This window comes from Catenibacillus scindens (assembly GCF_014202115.1).
Taxonomy (GTDB): Bacteria; Bacillota; Clostridia; order Lachnospirales; family Lachnospiraceae; genus Catenibacillus; species Catenibacillus scindens.
Genome location: NZ_JACHFW010000006.1, coordinates 1 through 17,971, shown reverse-complemented (window position 1 = coordinate 17,971; position 17,971 = coordinate 1). Strand labels below are relative to the sequence as shown.

At 45.1% G+C, this 17,971-nt stretch carries 14 protein-coding genes; 12 read left to right on the top strand and 2 right to left on the bottom strand.

Features of this window, described 5'->3' with window-relative positions; translation table 11 throughout:
- Window positions 1–81: 81 nt before the first annotated feature.
- Complete coding sequence (locus tag HNP82_RS08645) at window positions 82–942, bottom strand: 3-isopropylmalate dehydrogenase (protein WP_183773399.1); 861 nt, start codon at window positions 940–942, stop codon at window positions 82–84.
- A 184-nt stretch (window positions 943–1,126) separates the two neighbouring features.
- On the opposite strand from HNP82_RS08645, the gene HNP82_RS08640 reads away from it, so the two are divergent.
- Window positions 1,127–1,456: a cupin domain-containing protein gene (locus HNP82_RS08640; protein WP_183773397.1), complete on the top strand. Its 330-nt coding sequence runs from the start codon at window positions 1,127–1,129 to the stop codon at window positions 1,454–1,456.
- 79 nt (window positions 1,457–1,535) lie between these two features.
- Here the strand turns inward: HNP82_RS08640 and HNP82_RS08635 are convergent, their stop codons facing one another.
- Window positions 1,536–2,384, bottom strand: a complete 849-nt coding sequence (locus tag HNP82_RS08635; RefSeq protein WP_183773395.1) for a 3-isopropylmalate dehydrogenase — start codon at window positions 2,382–2,384, stop codon at window positions 1,536–1,538.
- A 916-nt stretch (window positions 2,385–3,300) separates the two neighbouring features.
- Here HNP82_RS08635 and HNP82_RS08630 point away from each other — a divergent pair.
- The 11 genes from HNP82_RS08630 to HNP82_RS08580 all read left to right on the top strand — a co-directional run bounded on the left by HNP82_RS08630 (window position 3,301) and on the right by HNP82_RS08580 (window position 17,696).
- Window positions 3,301–3,495, top strand: a complete 195-nt coding sequence (locus HNP82_RS08630) for a DUF951 domain-containing protein (protein WP_183773393.1) — start codon at window positions 3,301–3,303, stop codon at window positions 3,493–3,495.
- Window positions 3,496–3,848: 353 nt separating this feature from the next.
- Complete coding sequence (rpsF, locus tag HNP82_RS08625) at window positions 3,849–4,136, top strand: 30S ribosomal protein S6 (protein WP_183773391.1); 288 nt, start codon at window positions 3,849–3,851, stop codon at window positions 4,134–4,136.
- 21 nt (window positions 4,137–4,157) lie between these two features.
- Window positions 4,158–4,610, top strand: a complete 453-nt coding sequence (locus HNP82_RS08620) for a single-stranded DNA-binding protein (protein ID WP_183773389.1) — start codon at window positions 4,158–4,160, stop codon at window positions 4,608–4,610.
- 70 nt (window positions 4,611–4,680) lie between these two features.
- Window positions 4,681–4,941 carry a 30S ribosomal protein S18 gene (rpsR, locus tag HNP82_RS08615; protein ID WP_183773387.1) on the top strand — a complete coding sequence of 87 codons (261 nt, stop codon included), beginning with the start codon at window positions 4,681–4,683 and terminating at the stop codon, window positions 4,939–4,941.
- A 127-nt stretch (window positions 4,942–5,068) separates the two neighbouring features.
- Window positions 5,069–5,869, top strand: a complete 801-nt coding sequence (locus tag HNP82_RS08610) for an MBL fold metallo-hydrolase (RefSeq protein WP_183773385.1) — start codon at window positions 5,069–5,071, stop codon at window positions 5,867–5,869.
- 613 nt (window positions 5,870–6,482) lie between these two features.
- Complete coding sequence (locus HNP82_RS08605) at window positions 6,483–7,271, top strand: alpha/beta hydrolase (protein ID WP_183773383.1); 789 nt, start codon at window positions 6,483–6,485, stop codon at window positions 7,269–7,271.
- Between the two features lie 39 nt (window positions 7,272–7,310).
- Window positions 7,311–8,945 (top strand): ABC transporter substrate-binding protein, encoded by a 1,635-nt coding sequence (locus tag HNP82_RS08600; RefSeq protein ID WP_183773381.1) that lies wholly within the window; start codon window positions 7,311–7,313, stop codon window positions 8,943–8,945.
- A gap of 182 nt (window positions 8,946–9,127) precedes the next feature.
- On the top strand, window positions 9,128–11,329 hold the full coding sequence (locus tag HNP82_RS08595; protein ID WP_183773379.1) for a glycoside hydrolase family 3 N-terminal domain-containing protein: 2,202 nt from the start codon (window positions 9,128–9,130) through the stop codon (window positions 11,327–11,329).
- A 490-nt stretch (window positions 11,330–11,819) separates the two neighbouring features.
- Window positions 11,820–12,734: a glycyl-radical enzyme activating protein gene (locus tag HNP82_RS08590; protein WP_183773377.1), complete on the top strand. Its 915-nt coding sequence runs from the start codon at window positions 11,820–11,822 to the stop codon at window positions 12,732–12,734.
- 62 nt (window positions 12,735–12,796) lie between these two features.
- A complete protein-coding gene (locus HNP82_RS08585) occupies window positions 12,797–15,190 on the top strand; it encodes a pyruvate formate lyase family protein (protein ID WP_183773368.1) in 2,394 nt (797 codons plus the stop codon).
- A 121-nt stretch (window positions 15,191–15,311) separates the two neighbouring features.
- A complete protein-coding gene (locus tag HNP82_RS08580) occupies window positions 15,312–17,696 on the top strand; it encodes a GH39 family glycosyl hydrolase (protein ID WP_183773366.1) in 2,385 nt (794 codons plus the stop codon).
- Window positions 17,697–17,971 lie beyond the last annotated feature (275 nt).

The window sequence follows — 17,971 nt, the reverse complement described above, 5'->3', positions numbered from 1 at the left end:
AAATAGACTTTTATGGCTTTCATAGTTCTCGATATGGATCTTTGCACCCCCCGGAGTTTATAACTGTTTTAATGCCGCCAATTATTGCAGAATTTCTTCAACCTGCTCTTTTGAAATGCTGCACTGTCCTGCGATCTCTTCCGCAGAAAATCCCTGAATGGATAATGAAAATACGGTTTTAGTTAATTGAATACCCTGTTGAAGTCCCTGTTGAAGTCCTTGCTGAAGTCCTTTTTGAAGTCCGCGGTTCTCTGATTCTTTAAAATCTTCCGCGAATAATTCTTTTAAAGCGTCGCACATTTTTCTCTCAGCCTCCGTTTCGGCCCAGTTGCCCCGGATGATAGCTTCCATGACAGACTGGTATAAAATAGACTTTTTATGGTCTTCATAGTTCTCGATCAGTGTTTTGATCTCGCCTCCTGATTTCAGATCTTTTCTCAGATGCTGAAGCCAGTAATAATCCTTTTTAGAAAGCTCTCTGGTGTTTAAGATCTGTATGGGAAAAATTCCGCCCTGTACGTGAAAAATACCTGTATCATATGCTGTGATCCGTAAGTGAAGATCTTTTTGCATATGAGCCAACAGTTTTTTAGGAAAATGGCTGCTGGCAAAAGTGAGAGTGATCTCTTCCGGACGGATCTCCATGACCTTTAAAGTGTCCGACTGATAAAAGCAGCCATAGCCCATAATTTTGTAAAAGTCATTGATGGATAAGTAATCCTCAGGAGATTTATATTCGATCAGGTTGTATTTGCGGAAAATATGTCCCATTGTCTTATGTATATGATAGTCATCCGGCTTTTTAATAATAATGACGTCAATCTGCATCGGTTTTTTACTGAGGAGATGTTCAGATTCAAAAGCCAGGGCAGAGGCGTCTGCAGCCAGCTCAATCTGAAGAGCGGAATAAAAAGCGGGATGCCATTGAATGGGGCCATCCATAAGTTGTCCTCCTTATAAGTATAGTCAATTTTGGGGAAGTTTACAATAAAAGATAAAAAGAAATGCTTTATAAAGATATGGTTTATCACGATTTGCGGCAGCCGGAAACAGTAATCATGATTTTTTGACTCCGACATCACTTTATGGTATCATCATATTAAAACAAACATGAGGGGGAAGCGATATGCTGATCAACTTCAATGAGATGCCCGAGCGCACCGCCCCGGGTATGAATAATGGAATCGGAGAAATGACAGCCAGGATGTACATGGGCAACGGAGGTAAGATCATTCCCTGCCGTATTCATGCTGGCGGTTCTATCGGCAATCATAAGCATGAAACCAGCGATGATATTAATTATGTCCTGTCCGGAACAGGGAAAGCAATCTGTGACGGAGAATTGGAGATCCTGACTCCAGGATGCTGCCATATTTGCAAAAAAGGCTCCCAGCACAGCATTATTAATACCGGACAGGACGATCTTTGCCTGCTTACCATAGTTGTAGAACGATAAATATTGTGTGATTCCCGGGGCTGCAAAGAAATATGAATCTTTGCACCCCCGGAGTTTATAACTGTTTTAATGCCGTCAATTATTGCAGAATTTCTTCAACCTGTTCTTTTGAAATGTTGCACTGCCTTGCGATTTCTTCCACAGAAAATCCCTGGTGTGACAATGAAAATACAGTTTTAGTTAATTGAATGCCTTTTTGAAGTCCCTGCTGAAGTCCCTTTTGAAGTCCACGATTTTCTGATTGTTTAAAATCTTCCGCGAATAATTCTTTTAAAGCGTCGCACATTTTTCTCTCAGCCTCCGTTTCAGCCCAGTTGCCCCGGATAATAGCTTCCATGACAGACTGGTATAAAATAGATTTTTTATGGCCTTCATAGTTCTCGATCAGTGCTTTGATCTCGCCGCCTGCCTTCAGATCTTTTCTAAGATGTTGAAGCCAGTAGTAATCCTTTTTTGAAAGCTCTCCGGTGATCAGAACCTGTATGGGAAAAATTCCGCCCTGCACATGAAAAATACCTGTATCATATGCGGTGATCCGTAAATGAAGATCTTCTTTCATATGAGCCATCAGTTTTTTTGGAAAATGGCTGCTGGCAAAAGTGAGCGTGATCTCCTCCGGCCGGATCTCCATAACTTTTAAAGTGTCTGACTGATAAAAACAGCCATAGCCCAGAACTTTGTAAAAGTCATTGATGGATAAGTAATCCTCTGGAGATTTATATTCGATCAGGTTATATCTGCGGAAAATATGTCCCATCGTCTTATGTATATGATAGTTATCCGGCTTTTTGATAATAATGACGTCAATCTGCATCGGTTTTTTGCTGAGCAAATGCTCAGATTCAAAAATCAGGGCAGAGGCGTCTGCGGCCAGCTCAATCTGAAGGGCAGAATAAAAAGCGGGATGCCATTGAATGGGGCCATCCATAGCTTGTCCTCCTTAATAAGTATAGTCAATTTGGGGGAAGTTTACAATAAAAGATAAAAAGAAAATAGAAATGTTATTAACAGTTCATCCCAGCCTACGCTGCGCCGCGCTTGCGCGCTGACCCGCGGCTTATGCCACTCCATTGTTCATTATCTGACGCTCCGCTCATCAGGAATGGGGCGGGCTGCTTCTTATGCAAGCATCAATCATCCCGCCCATCCCTGATGGCTGAACTGATATGCTATCAATAGTATAAAGTATGTTAAGACAGAGCGCAAGAGCGAAAAAAGGCGATGCCGGTCTGCTTTTGTCAAAGTTTGTCAATCATTTATAAAAATATCCTCTTTAAAATCCATGAATATTCTGCTACAATAAGTTTAAAGTCACGGGAGAGAGTTTTTATAACTGTTCAGCTATCTCTGATCTGAATCCCGTGCTAAGACTTGCGAGTCTTAAATATTCATTTCTGCGGATGCTTATTTTGCCGGCACCAAGCCGGGGGATAAGAGGACATATCTGTTTGACAGTTTTCTTGAAATTTCACCGATTTAAAATTTGTAATTATTTAGCCATGCATCACGGATTGTCGCCGATAACGCTGCTTTACCGCCGCTAAGGCGTCTGAAGCCTCGATTTGGCTTGGCACTATATGTCTGCTTTAATAAAAATTTCTGGCAAGTAAACTTGCGCCGTATTTTTTGTTAAACCGGACATGGCCTAATAGTTGCTAAAATTTTTGCAAAACCTGGAAACTGATGTTATACTGACAGTAGGACATTGGGTCAGGAAGGGGAGAAACCTTCCAGTATAGTGAGCATAAATATTGGGGTTCAGGCACTACCCAGTGTATACATCATTGCAGATGCCCGGTACGGCTGGGCGATCATCGTTATGAAAGGTTCAAAAAGGTGAGTCTATGGATATCCAGGTAGGCGATGTAGTTAAATTGAAAAAAAAGCATCCCTGCGGCAGTTTTGAGTGGGAAGTCCTTCGTATCGGGGCAGATTTCAGGCTTAAATGTATGGGGTGCGGACATCAGATCATGATTCCCAGAAAACAGGTTGAAAAAAATGTGCGCCAGATTACCCCGGCGGCTTTCCGGGGTATCTAAAAGGCTGCAGTATTTTAGTCTGCGCCATTGGCAAAGCCGCATTTGAGTATGGATAAATCTGTGGAAATGAACAAGTTACATGAAAACGGCAGCTTGAAGATATGCAGGTTTTGGTACCCTTTACGGTGGCCGGAAACAGCGAGTGTTTCCGGCATAAAATAGTAACATGCATAAAATAGTGACAAGGTTTAGGCTGCCATCGTCCTGAAAACGAATTAATAATGGGTAAAAAATGCTTGCTTTTCCTTCTGAAACATGGTATGCTTATTAGCTGTGAGATACGCTCACGCAGAGAACAATCCTTGCTCTCCGCCAATCGGAGGGCCAAAAGACCAGAAGGAGGTGTACTTGGCATGAAAAAGTACGAATTAACAGTTGTTGTCAGTGCAAAAGTAGAAGACGACGTAAGAACAGCAACCATCGAAAGAATTAAAGAGTATATCACTCGTTTCGGCGGTACAGTTGTTAATGTTGATGACTGGGGCAAGAGAAGACTTGCTTATGAAATCCAGAAAATGAAAGAAGGATTTTACTACTTCATCACTTTTGAATCTGATTCTAATTGCCCGAATGAGATCGAGCAGCGCGTACGCATCATGGAAAATGTTATCCGTTATTTATGCGTTAAACAGGACGCTTAATCAGGAGAGGAAGGTCCAAGCATGAATAAGGTCATTTTAATGGGTCGTTTGACAAGAGATCCTGAGATTCGTTATTCTCAGGGTGAGAAAGCAACCGCAGTCGCAAGATACACGCTGGCCGTAGATCGTTCTTACCGCAGAGACGGGGAGAACAACGCGGATTTTATCGGATGTGTAGCCTTTGGACGTACTGCTGAATTTGCTGAGAAGTATTTCAGACAGGGGACAAAGATTGCGATCGTGGGAAGGATCCAGACCGGCAGTTACGTGAACAAAGACGGTGTTAAGGTTTATACTACAGACGTTGTTGTTGACGAACAGGAATTTGCCGAGAGCAAGGCAGCCAGCCAGAATAACGCAGGTTATGGCGGCGGCTATCAGGCGGCAGCTCCAAAGCCGGAACCCAGCGCGGCGATTGGCGACGGTTTCATGAATATTCCGGAAGGAATTGACGAGGAATTACCATTTAGTTGATGATTTATTTTTTGTTTGAAGCAGGCTTTGAACAAAAGGTGTATTAAATTTGATGAAGGAGGTTTTTGCTATGCCATACAATAAAGAGAGAAGCGACGCTCCTATGAGAAAACGCGGCGGCCGCAGAAGAAGAAAAGTATGTGTATACTGTGCAGATAAAAACGCAGTCATTGATTACAAAGACGTGAACAAGTTAAAGAGATATGTATCTGAGAGAGGAAAAATCCTTCCCAGAAGAATCACAGGCAACTGCGCAAAGCATCAGAGAGCCCTTACAGTTGCTATCAAGAGAGCAAGACATATCGCTTTAATGCCATATGTTCAGGAATAAGTAAAATAGTAAAACCGGTTCTTGGGAGATACTCAGGAGCCGGTTTTTTGCGTAATACGCGGTCGGGCGCTGCGTGCCGGTGGCACGCGTCCAGCGCCGACCGGATAAATATTGGAGGAAATAGGGAATGAAGCTGACAATGCTTGGCACAGGAAATGCCACAGTAACAGAAATTTACAACACATGTTTTGTTTTTTCAAATGATCAGGGTCACTTTCTTGTGGATGCCGGCGGAGGCAATCAGATCCTTGGCATTTTAAAGCGGCAGGGGATAAAACTGTGCCAGATCCATGATATTTTTGTAACTCACGCGCATCTTGATCATGTGACTGGCGTGCTTTGGCTGATCCGCATGATCGGACAGCAGATGAATCAGGGAAAATACGACGGAGAATTACGGATTTACTGTCACAGCGGTCTTGTTTCTGCTATAACAACTATGGCACGTTTTACTATCCAGAATAAAGTGACAAAACATTTGGGCGGGCGTATACATTTCGTATCTGTGGAAAATGGAGATAAAGCGAATATTCTTGGAGGAGAGGCGGTATTTTTTGATATCCAATCTTCAAAGGAACGTCAGTTTGGATTTTCCTATAGGACGCCGGAAGGCGTGTTGGTGGGATGCTGCGGTGATGAACCTTATAATCCCTGTGAAGAAAAGTATATCCGCGGGTGCGACTGGCTTCTTCATGAAGCATTCTGTCTTCATTCAGAGGCGGAGCAGTTTAAACCTTATGAGAAACATCACAGTACTGTAAAGGATGCCTGTGAGTTGGCTCAGACTATGGAAATTCCCAATCTGATCCTCTATCATACTGAGGAAACCCATGGCAAGGAGCGCAAAGGGCTGTATATGGAGGAAGGGAAGCGCTATTATTCCGGAAATCTGTTTATGCCGGATGACGGAGAGTCCTTTGAGTTATGATGATATTTTCTAAATAAAAAAGCAGACGCTCAATGGTCAGGAAGTGGGAGTCTCCCCTGAGATTATGTTCCGAAGCAAAATCTTTGCTGACATTGAGCCGGCTGCTCTTTTCTAATGCTTATTGTAAAATTTCTTCAACCTGTTCTTTAAAAATATTACACTGTTTTGCGATTTCTTCAGGCGCGAGGCCCTGGCAGGATAATGAAAACACATTTTTCTCTCAGCCTCCGTTTCAGTCCAGTTGCCCCAGATAATAGCCTCCATGAAAGACTGGTATAAAATAGATTTTTTATGGTCTTCGTAGTTTGCAATCAGTGTTTTGATCTCGCCTTCTTATTTCAGATCCTTTCTCGGATTACGAAAAATAAAATATGGTAACCTCTCAGTGTATAGGGGTCAGTAATGCAAAAATATGTAATAAAATTTTGTTTATAAATTACTGCGAAACAAATTGTCAAATTTATCTGATTAAAAATAGCCTATTTCTGTGAGCCATTTCTGCCTATAATAGCATCCAGAAAGATAGAGAACAGACATCAGAGATGAACGCAGGTACTGCCAGACGCGCGAAATTATACAGGCGGTATCATGCATATGAAATGGAGGAATTGGGATGGCAATTACAACTACCCGTTATCAGTCCCCGGCGCTGGGACGATTTGTAACATTTACGGCGATCCTTCCTTTTGAAGATTTCGGTGATTTTCCAAATTTTAATCCAAAGCCCTTTGAGATGAAAAAGCCGCTTCGGACACTGTATCTTCTTCATGGGATCACAGGCGACGACAGAGACTGGATTTATGGGACACAGATTGTCCAGTATGCCACAGACCATCATCTGGCAGTGATCATGCCTGACGGACATAATAATTTTTATATTGATAACAATCCCAGTGAGCCATGGGGAAAATTTATCGGCGAGGAACTTGTGGAAATGACAAGAACCCTGTATCCCCTGTCAGACAAGAGGGAAGATACCTATATTGGAGGGCTTTCCATGGGCGGATTCGGAGCTTTGCGCAACGGTTTGAAGTACAATGAAACATTCAGCAAGATTATTGCCCTGTCCAGTGCCCTGATTATGGATGATGCGGTAAACTCTACGGAGGATGCCAAATTGAGCTTCCAGAAGAGAAGCCACTATGACCGGATCTTTGGCGGCGATGTGTCAAAACTTCCGGGAAGCGATATGGATCCGAGACAGTTGTTTCTGGACGCAAAACTTCCAGTAGACATTTTTATGGCCATCGGCAAGGATGACGGACTGCTTGAAAATAATCGTAACTATAAAGAGTTTCTGGAAAAACACGGAGCCAGCCTATTGTATTACGAAGATGATGGCGCTCATGAATGGGATTTCTGGAACCGCAACATTAAAAAAGGTATTGAGTGGCTGGATTAAAGCAGAGCAATACCTGAGTAAAAACTAGGAGGGTTTTTAATGAACAAAAAAGGAAGAAAATGGATAGCGATGGCGCTGGCAGGTACAATGGCACTGACAGTTGCCGCAGGCTGCGGCCGGTCTGAATCCGCGGCAACAAACAATGGCGTAGATACACAGGCTCAGGCCAGCGAAGGAACACAGGGCGGCGAAGATACCGCAGCCACGGAAGGCGGCGACAGCGCTGCTTCCGAAGTTGGCGTTCCCTGGGATGATATTGTTGATATTAATATTCTCTATGTATCCATGGGTCCGGTACCTGCCGGAGTGGACGCTGTGGAAGCGGAGATCAACAAGATCACAGAATCTGAGATCAATACCCATGTAAATGTCGAAGTTATTGAGATTGGTTCCTATGATCAGCAGGTGAACCTGAAACTTTCCTCCAGCGAGCAGCTTGATCTGATCCTGACCATGCCCGGCGGCCCCGCAAGCTTTACGACGATGCGTTCCCAGGGACAGCTTCAGGACATCAGCGATCTTCTGGAAGAATACGGCCAGGGTGTGCTTGATACAGTTGGTGATCTTATGGCGGCTACTACCGTAGACGGCGGTATTTACGCAGTGCCGGTTTACAGGGATGTATCATCGTCCGAGTATATAGTTATGCGTACAGACGTCCTTGAAGACCTTGGACTTTTAGAGAAAGCTCAGAATATGACCTCCATGACTGAGTATGAAGAAATTCTGGAAGCCGTTGCCAGCAGTGAGAAATGGTCAAATCTGGCGCCGATTGGAGCTGGAGCTGGTATTCTCATCTTTACTACAGGCGGCGGATGCATTGGCGGAGATAAATTCGCGGACATGACAGCCTTTGATATGCTTGGCGATACAATGAACCTTGTTGGCGTAAATCCGGACGGATCTGATCCTACAGTAGAACTTACTTACAGTTCTGATGAGTACCGGGCAATGTATGAGCAGGTTAAAGACTGGTATGACAGAGGTTTCGTTTATAAAGATGCTCAGACAGAAAGTGCTACGGGCAGCGAGCTGATCAAGAGCAATGTAGCGTTTTCCTTTATTATGGACGGCGAGTATGGTGTTGAAGACGCCCAGACACAGTTGTGCGGTATGCCTGTGACCTGCGTGCCTATTTTATCCTACCCTATCAGCACAGGATCATGTACCAAATTTACATGGGGCGTACCGTCCGCTGCCAAAGAACCTGAAGCAGCTATTGCTTTCTTAAATATGATGTACACTGACGCCCGCATTAACAACCTTATGGCATGGGGAATCGAAGGCGTGGACTATGAAGTGACTGACGGTATCGCCCATTATATTGAGGGCAATGAAAACCCCGCATACCACCTGGCGGACTATACTGTTGGAAACCAGTTCCTTGTTCTTCCATGGGAAGGCGCTGAGGCCGACCGCAGAGAGATTACCAAAGAACTTATGGATTCTACTCCGGTATCTGCTTATCTTGGATTTTCTGCGGATTTAAGCGCTGTGACTACTGAACTGTCCGGAATCAACAATGTGCTTGCCGAGTTCAGACCTCAGGTTGAGACTGGAATGGCCAGCGAAGAAGTTTATCAGGATTTCCAGGAACGTCTCGCTGCTGTAGGCGCGGACAAGATTGTCGCTGAATATCAGAATCAGCTTAATGACTGGCTGGCGCAGCAGTAAGAAGACCGCAGGCGGTAAGTCAGGCGGATGCGCTTGCTTCGGGATATGTGATTTAAAACTAAGAGGAAAAGACGATTCCCTTAAATATCAGAATTTTTCGGAAGATAGAATTTTGACAGGGTCGTCTTTTCTTTTTGGCTAAATAAGAAGATTGCGTCCGCTCAATGATAGGAGAAGATTTTATGTATCGTTTAACAGATGAACAAAAACAAAAGGTAAAAACATTGATTGCACAGATGACTCTTGAGGAAAAGCTGGGACAGCTTAATCTCATTTCCCCATCCATTGTCGGCGGTTTTGATCTGCCTTTCCCTGAATTAGTCAAAATGTTTGACGAAGGGAAGATTTCTTTTGAGGATTTTGGAAAGATTATAAATAGTGCTGACAGAGATTATCAGGAAGATGATATCAGAGCCGGACGTGTTGGCGGGGAGATGCTCCATGATCCGGAAATAGCAAATGAACTTCAGAGGATTGCTGTTGAAGAAAGCCGCCTTGGTATTCCACTTCTGATCGGATTGGATGTCATCCATGGCTTCCGTTCTGTTTATCCCATTGCTATTGCGGAAGCCGGAGCGTTTGATCCGGATCTGTTTGAACGCACAGCCGGTATGGCTGCGAAAGAGTCAAGGACACAGGGAGTTAACTGGCATTTTGCGCCGATGATCGATGTGGCCCATGATCCCCGATGGGGCCGTGTATGTGAAGGGCCTGGGGAAGATCCTTATCTTGCCTCGCAGTTTGCCCGGGCGAAGGTTCGGGGGCTTCAAGGGGATCTTTCCTGTGTGGACAATTATGTGGCGGCGTGCCCTAAGCATTATGTGGCATACGGCGCCTGTGAATCCGGTCGGGATTACAATACGGTCAGTATGTCCGCTTCCATGCTTTTTAATACATATATGCCTCCTTTTAAAGCAGCCGCAGAGGAAGGCGCGGCGTCGGTGATGTCTGCCTTTAATGATCTGAACGGTGTTCCGTGTACTGTTAACAAGTACACGCTGAGAGAGATTCTTAAAAACAGGTTTGGCTTTAAAGGTTTTGTCGTCAGTGACGCCAATGCCGTGAGGGAATGTGTCGATCATGGCATTGCGGAAGATGACATGGAAGCTGGTATCCAGGCGGTAAATGCCGGCCTGGATATGGATATGGGAACAGGAATCTTTTTAAAATATCTGGCCGGAGCTGTAGCTGACGGCAGGGTTTCCTTAGATGTGATCGATGAGGCTGTTGAAAGAATATTATCTGTAAAAGTATGGCTGGGCCTGTTTGAACATCCTTATGTATCTAAAGAAGCTATGAGCCGCTATGATATACTTCCGGAAGAACATAAAGCGCTTACCCGGGAAGCCGGACAAAAATCTATTGTCCTTTTGAAAAATGAAGGAAATATTCTCCCATTAAAAAAGGGCCAGAAGATCAGTCTTGTAGGTAATCTTGCCGATATGAAAGAAGAAATTATCGGAGCTTGGGGAATGAATTGGGAAAAGAAGGATTGCGTGTCCATTCTTGACGGCCTGCGCAATGCCGGAGCCAATATTTCTTATTATCCATGCGGAGGCCCGGAAGGGGATCTAAATGAAAATGAAATTTCAAAAGCTTTAGAGGATGGAGACGTTATTGTCGCGGTTCTGGGAGAGCTGGTTGCTATGTCTGGTGAAGCTGCTTCAAAAACGGATATTACCCTTCCTGGAAAACAGAGAGACCTCCTGCAAAAACTTCTGAAAGGAAATAAGCCTGTGGTTACTGTGCTTATGAATGGCAGGCCTCTGGCTCTTGGCTGGGAAAACGAAAATCTGCCGGTCATTGTCGAAGCATGGCACCTGGGTATTCAGATGGGTAATGCGGTGGCAGATGTACTCTTTGGAGAATATAATCCCACAGGGCGTCTGTCGGTTTCCTTTCCTTATGTCACAGGTCAGTGCCCGATATACTACAATCATCCGAATACGGGACGTCCGGGAAGCAGCAGCAAGTTTTCATCCCGCTACCTTGACGCTCCTTTTGAGGCTCTGTATCCTTTCGGCTACGGTTTGAGCTATACGACCTATGTTTACAGCGATTTAAAAATTGACGATAAAGGTGATTTTATCGATGTATCAGTGAATGTGGAAAATACAGGGAAATATCCGGGAGTGGAAACGGTGCAAATGTATATGCAGGATGTTGCGGCATCTCTTGTGCGTCCTGTGCGGGAACTTAAAGGCTTTTCCAAAGTATCCCTCGATCCTGGTGAAAGGAAAAATGTTGCCATAAAGCTGTATAAGTCGGATATGGGTTTTTATGATAATCATGGGAAGTATTGTCTGGAAGACGGAAAATTTAATATCTATGTCGGTGCAAACTCCAGGGAGTGTATCTGCCAGGAGATTGTTGTAAAGTTCTGATCCTCCTTATGCCGTTTTCCTGAATTTTGATAAAGGCCAGGCACTCTAATAAAAGGGCGCCTGGCCTTTTACAGAAACCTTCCGGGGATGCGCGCGATTTTTGCGGGTGAAAATCTGTGCTTGGCACAGCAAAAACCGGCGCAGGAAACGACATAATTATATAATATTTTTTTGCCTGGGGAGGATCTAAAACAAATATTGAAAACTATATGATTAAAAATTATCTATACGAATCCGCAGTTATTATATATAATTAAATCACAAAAGGCGATAAGAAAATCTCCACCAATAAATCTATGGACAAGGTTTTAAAAAGTCAATATAGTGAACACGAAAGTGTGAGAACGGTCCAGAGCGCGGACAGGCCATCAGGTCTTGTCGGTGCTTTTTTGTTTTTTGCCCGGAAAACAGTGTTTCGCGCCATAAAAGCAAAAGCGCCGCAAAGCTTGAGCGCCGGATCAAAATCTTCGCCAATGAGGAGGAGTGATTTATGGATGAAGCGATGATATTTAATATACAAAGTTTTAGCCTTCATGACGGGCCGGGAATACGCACCACCATTTTTTTTAAGGGATGTCCGTTAAAATGCTTGTGGTGCCATAATCCTGAATCTCACAAAGCGGCGCCGGAACTGCTGTTTTACAAAGAGCGGTGTACCGGCTGCGGCATATGTGTACAGGCGTGCCCCAGGGGCGCAGTTGTGATTAAAGACGGCAAATCGGTCAATGACCGGACAAAGTGCGCGGCCTGCGGCGTGTGCGTGAAAGTCTGCCCTTCCGGCGCCCGGGAGATTTCAGGAAAAAAGATATCGGCCGGTGAACTGATGGAAATTGTGGAAAAAGACCGGATGTTTTATGAAAGTTCCGGCGGCGGCGTCACTTTAAGCGGAGGCGAACCGCTGATCTATGGGGAGTTTGCCAGAGAATTTATGGAGCGGTGCCATAAGGCAGGGATTCACACGGCGGTGGAAACAAGCGGATATACCGATGAGGAAAATCTGAGGCGGACGCTGGCTTTGGCGGATTTAGTCCTTTTTGATATCAAAGCCATGGACGAAAACCTCCACCGGAAGCTGACCGGCGTATCCAATGAAAAAATATTAAAAAATGCCCGGATTCTCTGCCATAATATGAAGAAAAAAATGGTTATACGGATACCTGTTGTCCCGGGATGTAATGACGGAAAAGATAATATTGAAAAAACAGCGCGGTTTATTAAAGAGAAGCTTGATCTGTCGGTGCCGGTTCATCTGCTGCCTTATCACAATTTTGGCACAGCCAAGGAAGAACGGCTGGAATGGGAGCGGCAGAATATTTTTTCAAAGCCGGAAGAGGAACAGATGGCTCAGATCAAAACATGGATGGAAAACTATGGGATTGCCGCACAGATCGGCGGTTCTATGTAATATAAAAACAGTGCCGGGACGAAAGTTTTTTGCCCTGGGAGTTTTAAAAATCAGAGGTGAAGATGATGAGAGAAAACATTAAAAAACTGTATGCCAATATGCGCAAAAAAACATCAGTGTCTATGGAAACTTACCGGATTATCCAGGAAACTTACAGAGAGATGACCGGTCAGCCGATGATCAAATGCCGGACACAGGCCTTTTATAACATTATGGCCAGAATTCCCGTATTTATCGAAAAGGGGGATATTCTTGCGGGAAATGGGGCTGCCTGCCCTGGCGGTCTTGAGATTGATTATGCCAATGGCATATGGAACCGCTATGAAATTGATGAACTTAAAAAAGACGGCTATGGATTTTACGGGGATGAAGAAGAACTGTTTAAGCTCAATGAGAGCGTTCCTCCCTATGGCCTTAACGACGGTATTGCCGAAGTTCTTTCTGAAGATTCCTTCCTCATGCCTTTCCTTCGCTCTGGAATGGCCCTTGTAAAATGGGAGGGGCTTGAGCATGGCCGCCAGACCCTACAGTGCGGCGCTCAGGGAGGGCTCAATCTTACCCCGGCTCAGGCTCTTGTCTGCCTGGACTACGAAAGCGCCCTTAAAACCGGCCTGGAAGAGATGATGAATCAGTGCGACCGGGAAATGGAAAAACTTTCTTTTGAGACAACGGAAGAATACGACCGCTATATTTATATCAAATGTATGAAGAAAAGTCTGGAAGGCATATGCCTGTACGCAGAAAGAATGGCGGATCTTGCCGGGAAAATGGCAAAGACAGAAACCGATGAGGGTTGGAAGGCGCAGCTTCTTCAGATGGAAGAAATCTGCCGCCGGGTACCCCGCTATCCGGCCCGCACATTCCGTGAAGCTGTACAGATGTATTGGTTTATCTTCCTTACAGTAGCCTGCCCCAATGTGGCGCTGGGTATGGGACGTCTGGATCAGATTTTTTATCCTTACTATAAGAAAGATATTGAAGCTGGCCGCATTACAGATGAAGATGTTCTGGAACTTTTTGAACTGCTCCGCATTAAAGATTATCATCTGGGAACGATCCAAAGTAAGGACAACCGGGACCAGACCAACGGTGAAGCCAAATGGCACAATATTGTTATCGGCGGTGTAAAGCCGGATGGATCAGACGCAGCCAATCCATTGAGCTATCTTATCTTGAAAGCGCTGCGGGAATGTCCGGGCGCCCATCCGACAGTCACTCTCCGGGTGGCTGAGAGTACGCCGGAAGATCTCCTGGAAATGGGGTTGGAATGTGTCCGTATGGGCCTGAGCATGCCGGCTTTTGTAGGCGATAAATCCTATATTAAGTACCTGACAATAAACGGTGTGGATATTAAAGACGCCAGAGATTATGTACTTACCGGATGCATTGACGTCAATCTCCCCGGAAAATCCAGGACAATGACGGCCTGCATGTTTGTAACGCCTATGTGCCTGGACGTTTTTCTTAATCATGGCATTAAAGACGGTATGGTTTTGGGCCACGATGCGGGAGATCTGGATCAGTGGACCGACTATGAAGAATTTGAAGCGGCATTTAAAGATGAATTTAAATATTTTATTTATCTTATGTCCCAGTACTGCAACCTGATGATCACCTCCATGCAGAGAAACTTCCCTGAGCCGGTTAAAACCGCTTTTATGTACAGAGGTATTGAAGATGGGATTGATTACCAGATTAAACAGATGCCTTTTGAGAATGCGGGAGTTATCTGCCCGGTAGGTCTTGTGAATCTTGGAAATGCCCTGTACGCGGTGAAAAAACTGGTATATGAGGAGCGTAAAGTGACGCTTTCCCAGTTAAAAGCGGCTATGGACGCCAACTGGAAAGGGTATGAGGATCTGCAGAAGATGTGCCTGGAAGCGGAAAAATACGGCAATGATATTGATGGCGTGGATAAAATGGTGGGCGATATGTACGCCTGCTTTGATGAATACTGCCATGAAATGAAATGCGTGACAGGAACCATTTACCGTTCCTCCGCCGTATCTATTTTTGGACACGCGCCGGGCGGAGCCATGACCGGGGCGACGCCTGACGGGCGTTTTTGTGGGGAAACACTGGCCGATGCCGGAGCATCGCCGATGCGGGGACAGGATGTGAACGGGCCGCTGGCAGTGATTCGCAGCGCGATTAAAATTCCTCAGGACAGCTACCAGGCTGTACTTTTCAACATGAAATTTCAGCCGGCAGCGGTGAGAGATGACCGGGATCTGTCCAAACTCGCGGCAATGATCCGCACATATTTCTCCTATGGCGGAAAGCACATCCAGTTTAATATTGTGGATGAAAAGGAACTGCTGGACGCCAGAGTTCATCCGGAGAATCATGAAGACCTGATGGTTCGTGTGGCCGGATACAGTGCTTATTATGTTCAACTGACCCAGAGACTGCAGGATGAAATTCTGGCGAGAACTCAGAACGAGGCTGTCCGATAAGACATTTTTCTGCCGCCGCGGGGCTGTTTCGGGGAAAGGTTTTGTAAGCGGCCATGGAGTATGCTATACTTTAAAAAGATAACTTTGATCCGTGTCCTGGATAAAAATGGAGGTATGGCATATGCTGGAGGTAGAGATTTTAAACAGAGAACAGCCGCAGGTTCACAGACATATGGATGTGGAAATGATTTATATGCTGGAGGGTCAGGCATGTGTGCAGATCAATGACAAAGAGTATGCACTGGGAGCCAACGATATCATTATGGTGAATTCCAATAACCGGCACTGCATTATGAAGGGCAAAGATGCCGGCAGGGAATCCTGGTGGTTCTGCCGTATTTCTCTGGAGTACAGGCCGCTTTTGGAAGATCTTGGCAGTGACTTTGCCCTGTTCTGGTGCAATTCCGCGGTCAGTGATTCTGATGAGTACCGAATGCTGACATCCATACTGGATGAGATTTTAGACGTGTGGAAAGTCAGTGAATCGGAAAATTATATGAAGAAAAGTCTCTACTATAAACTGGTGGGATGTCTGGCCGAACATTTTCTTGTCACCGGTATGGAAAACCAGTGGAGCAGAAAAAGCCGGTTTGAGCGGGAAGAAATGCTTCAGTATATGAACGCAAATTATTTCCGCCCGGTGACTTTAAAGGAAATGGCTGACAAAATGTATATGTCCGAGACGTCCTTTTCCAAATATTTTAAAAAAATATCCGGTATGAATTTTGTCCAGTATATGAATAATATACGGCTGCACCATGCCATTGAGGATCTTCTCTATTCTGACAAACCTATGACAAGGATTGCCGTTGATAATGGTTTTGCCAGCCCGTCTCTGTTTAACCGGGTGTTTAAGTCAGTATATCAGATGACGCCCACGGAATATAAAGAATCGGCCAAAAAAGAGACAAAGACCAGGGTGGATATTCCGGAAGCCGGGAGCAGGGAAGTGATTGAAAATTATCTGGAAAAAAAGGCGCTGGAAAAAACAGATAAAAAGCTGGAAAAATATATCCGGGAGGACGGGGAAGGACGCCGGGCTTGTCGTAAGATCTGGACAAAGGCGATCCATCTCGGCGATGCCAAAGATATTCTCTCAGCCCGCATTCAGCGCCAAATCTGCTTTGCCTGTGAAAACATTCCTTTTGAATACGGGCAGGTGGACAATCTCTTCGGGTGGGATATGAAGCTGAGGGAAAACCATACGTTTCAGACGCTGAATTTTGCCCGTGTTGATGAAGTCCTTGATTTTCTCATTGATCACAACATTATTCCGGTGATCGACCTTGGTGACCGGCCTAAAAGTACACTTAAAGATTTTGACCGGGCCATTTTTACCTCGGAGCGGAAGAAAGTCTATGAAAGCCAGAAGGAATTTGAAAAAGTCCTGAATCTGTTCATGAAGCATGTGATCCGGCGGTATGGGGAGGAAAATGTGGGGCACTGGATGTTTAACGTATGGTTTGACCCAGGAGAGGCCTACGCCAACGCCATTGTAACGGTGATGGAAGATTATGATTATACCAAAGTGTTTGAGGCCGCGGCAGGGATCATTAAAGGCTATATTCCGGAAATTATGGTAGGCGGCGCCGGTTTTGTTCTTGGAAATATGCACGTGCCTGTCAGGGAATTTCTTGAGAAAGCCGCAGAGCTTCCCTGGCCGCCGGATTTTATATCCATCTATACATTCCCATATTGTCACATTGATGAAAATGACGTTCTGGGATCAGCGATCCGGCCCCACACCCGGTTCATAGCCATAGAGCTGGAGCATTACAGGGAGATGGCCCGGTCATGGGGGATTGAGCATATTCCCTTGTATATTATGGAGTGGAATATGAGTCTGTCCCAGCGAACTTTTTATAATGATAGCTGCGGTAAGGCGGCCTTGATGCTGAAAAACATGACTGATAATCTGGAAGGCGCCTGGATGTGCGCGTACAGCCTGCTCAGCGATCAGGATTCCGATTACTACGATTCCCCGAAGACGCTGATTGGAGCTGCCGGGCTGCTGACCAAGGAGGGCATTGTCAAACCATGCTTTTACGCCCTTCAATTTATGTCGTTTATGGATCAGATGCTTGTGGCCCGCGGCGACGGATATATGATCACTGCGGACAGAAACGGCCGGTATAAGATTTTATGCTTTAATTATAAGGCCATTGGACAGACGTATTATCTGCGCAGAGAAAGCGACCTGAAACTGAAAGATCTTGATCATCTCTATGAAAACCAGTTGGAGCTGACCATTCATATGACCATGGTCAATATGGAGAATGGCGTGTGGGAGCTGCGCCGCTATCGGATCAGCCCTCAGTACGGCAATGTTTTAGGAATGTGGTATCAGCTCGGGCAGGAGATATCCAGCCGGTCAGAAGCAGAATATCTGCGCCGGATGTGTACGCCAAGGATCGAAGGCGAAAAGATCCAGTGCCATGAAGGCACATTGAATCTTACAGAAACGCTCCAGGCTCATGAAATACGCCTGATTGTTTTGAGCCGTTAAGTTTGGGCGGCTGCAATGCCGTAGCTTAGGCTGTCATATTTTGAAAGGAAAGGGTAATATCATGAAAGCCTCTCCTTCCTTTTTTAGTGATACAATGAAACTGTCTGAGAGAGTATTTTGGCAAACGACAGATAGACGTGTTAAAAGGACTGGAAATAGATGAATACAGCGCATAAAAGTCCGGAAATTGTGAGAGATTACCTGTCACCTACCGGTTATAGCGTCATTTTTCGGTATATGGATAAAGATGCCGAAAACGTAGGGATTATTGGCGA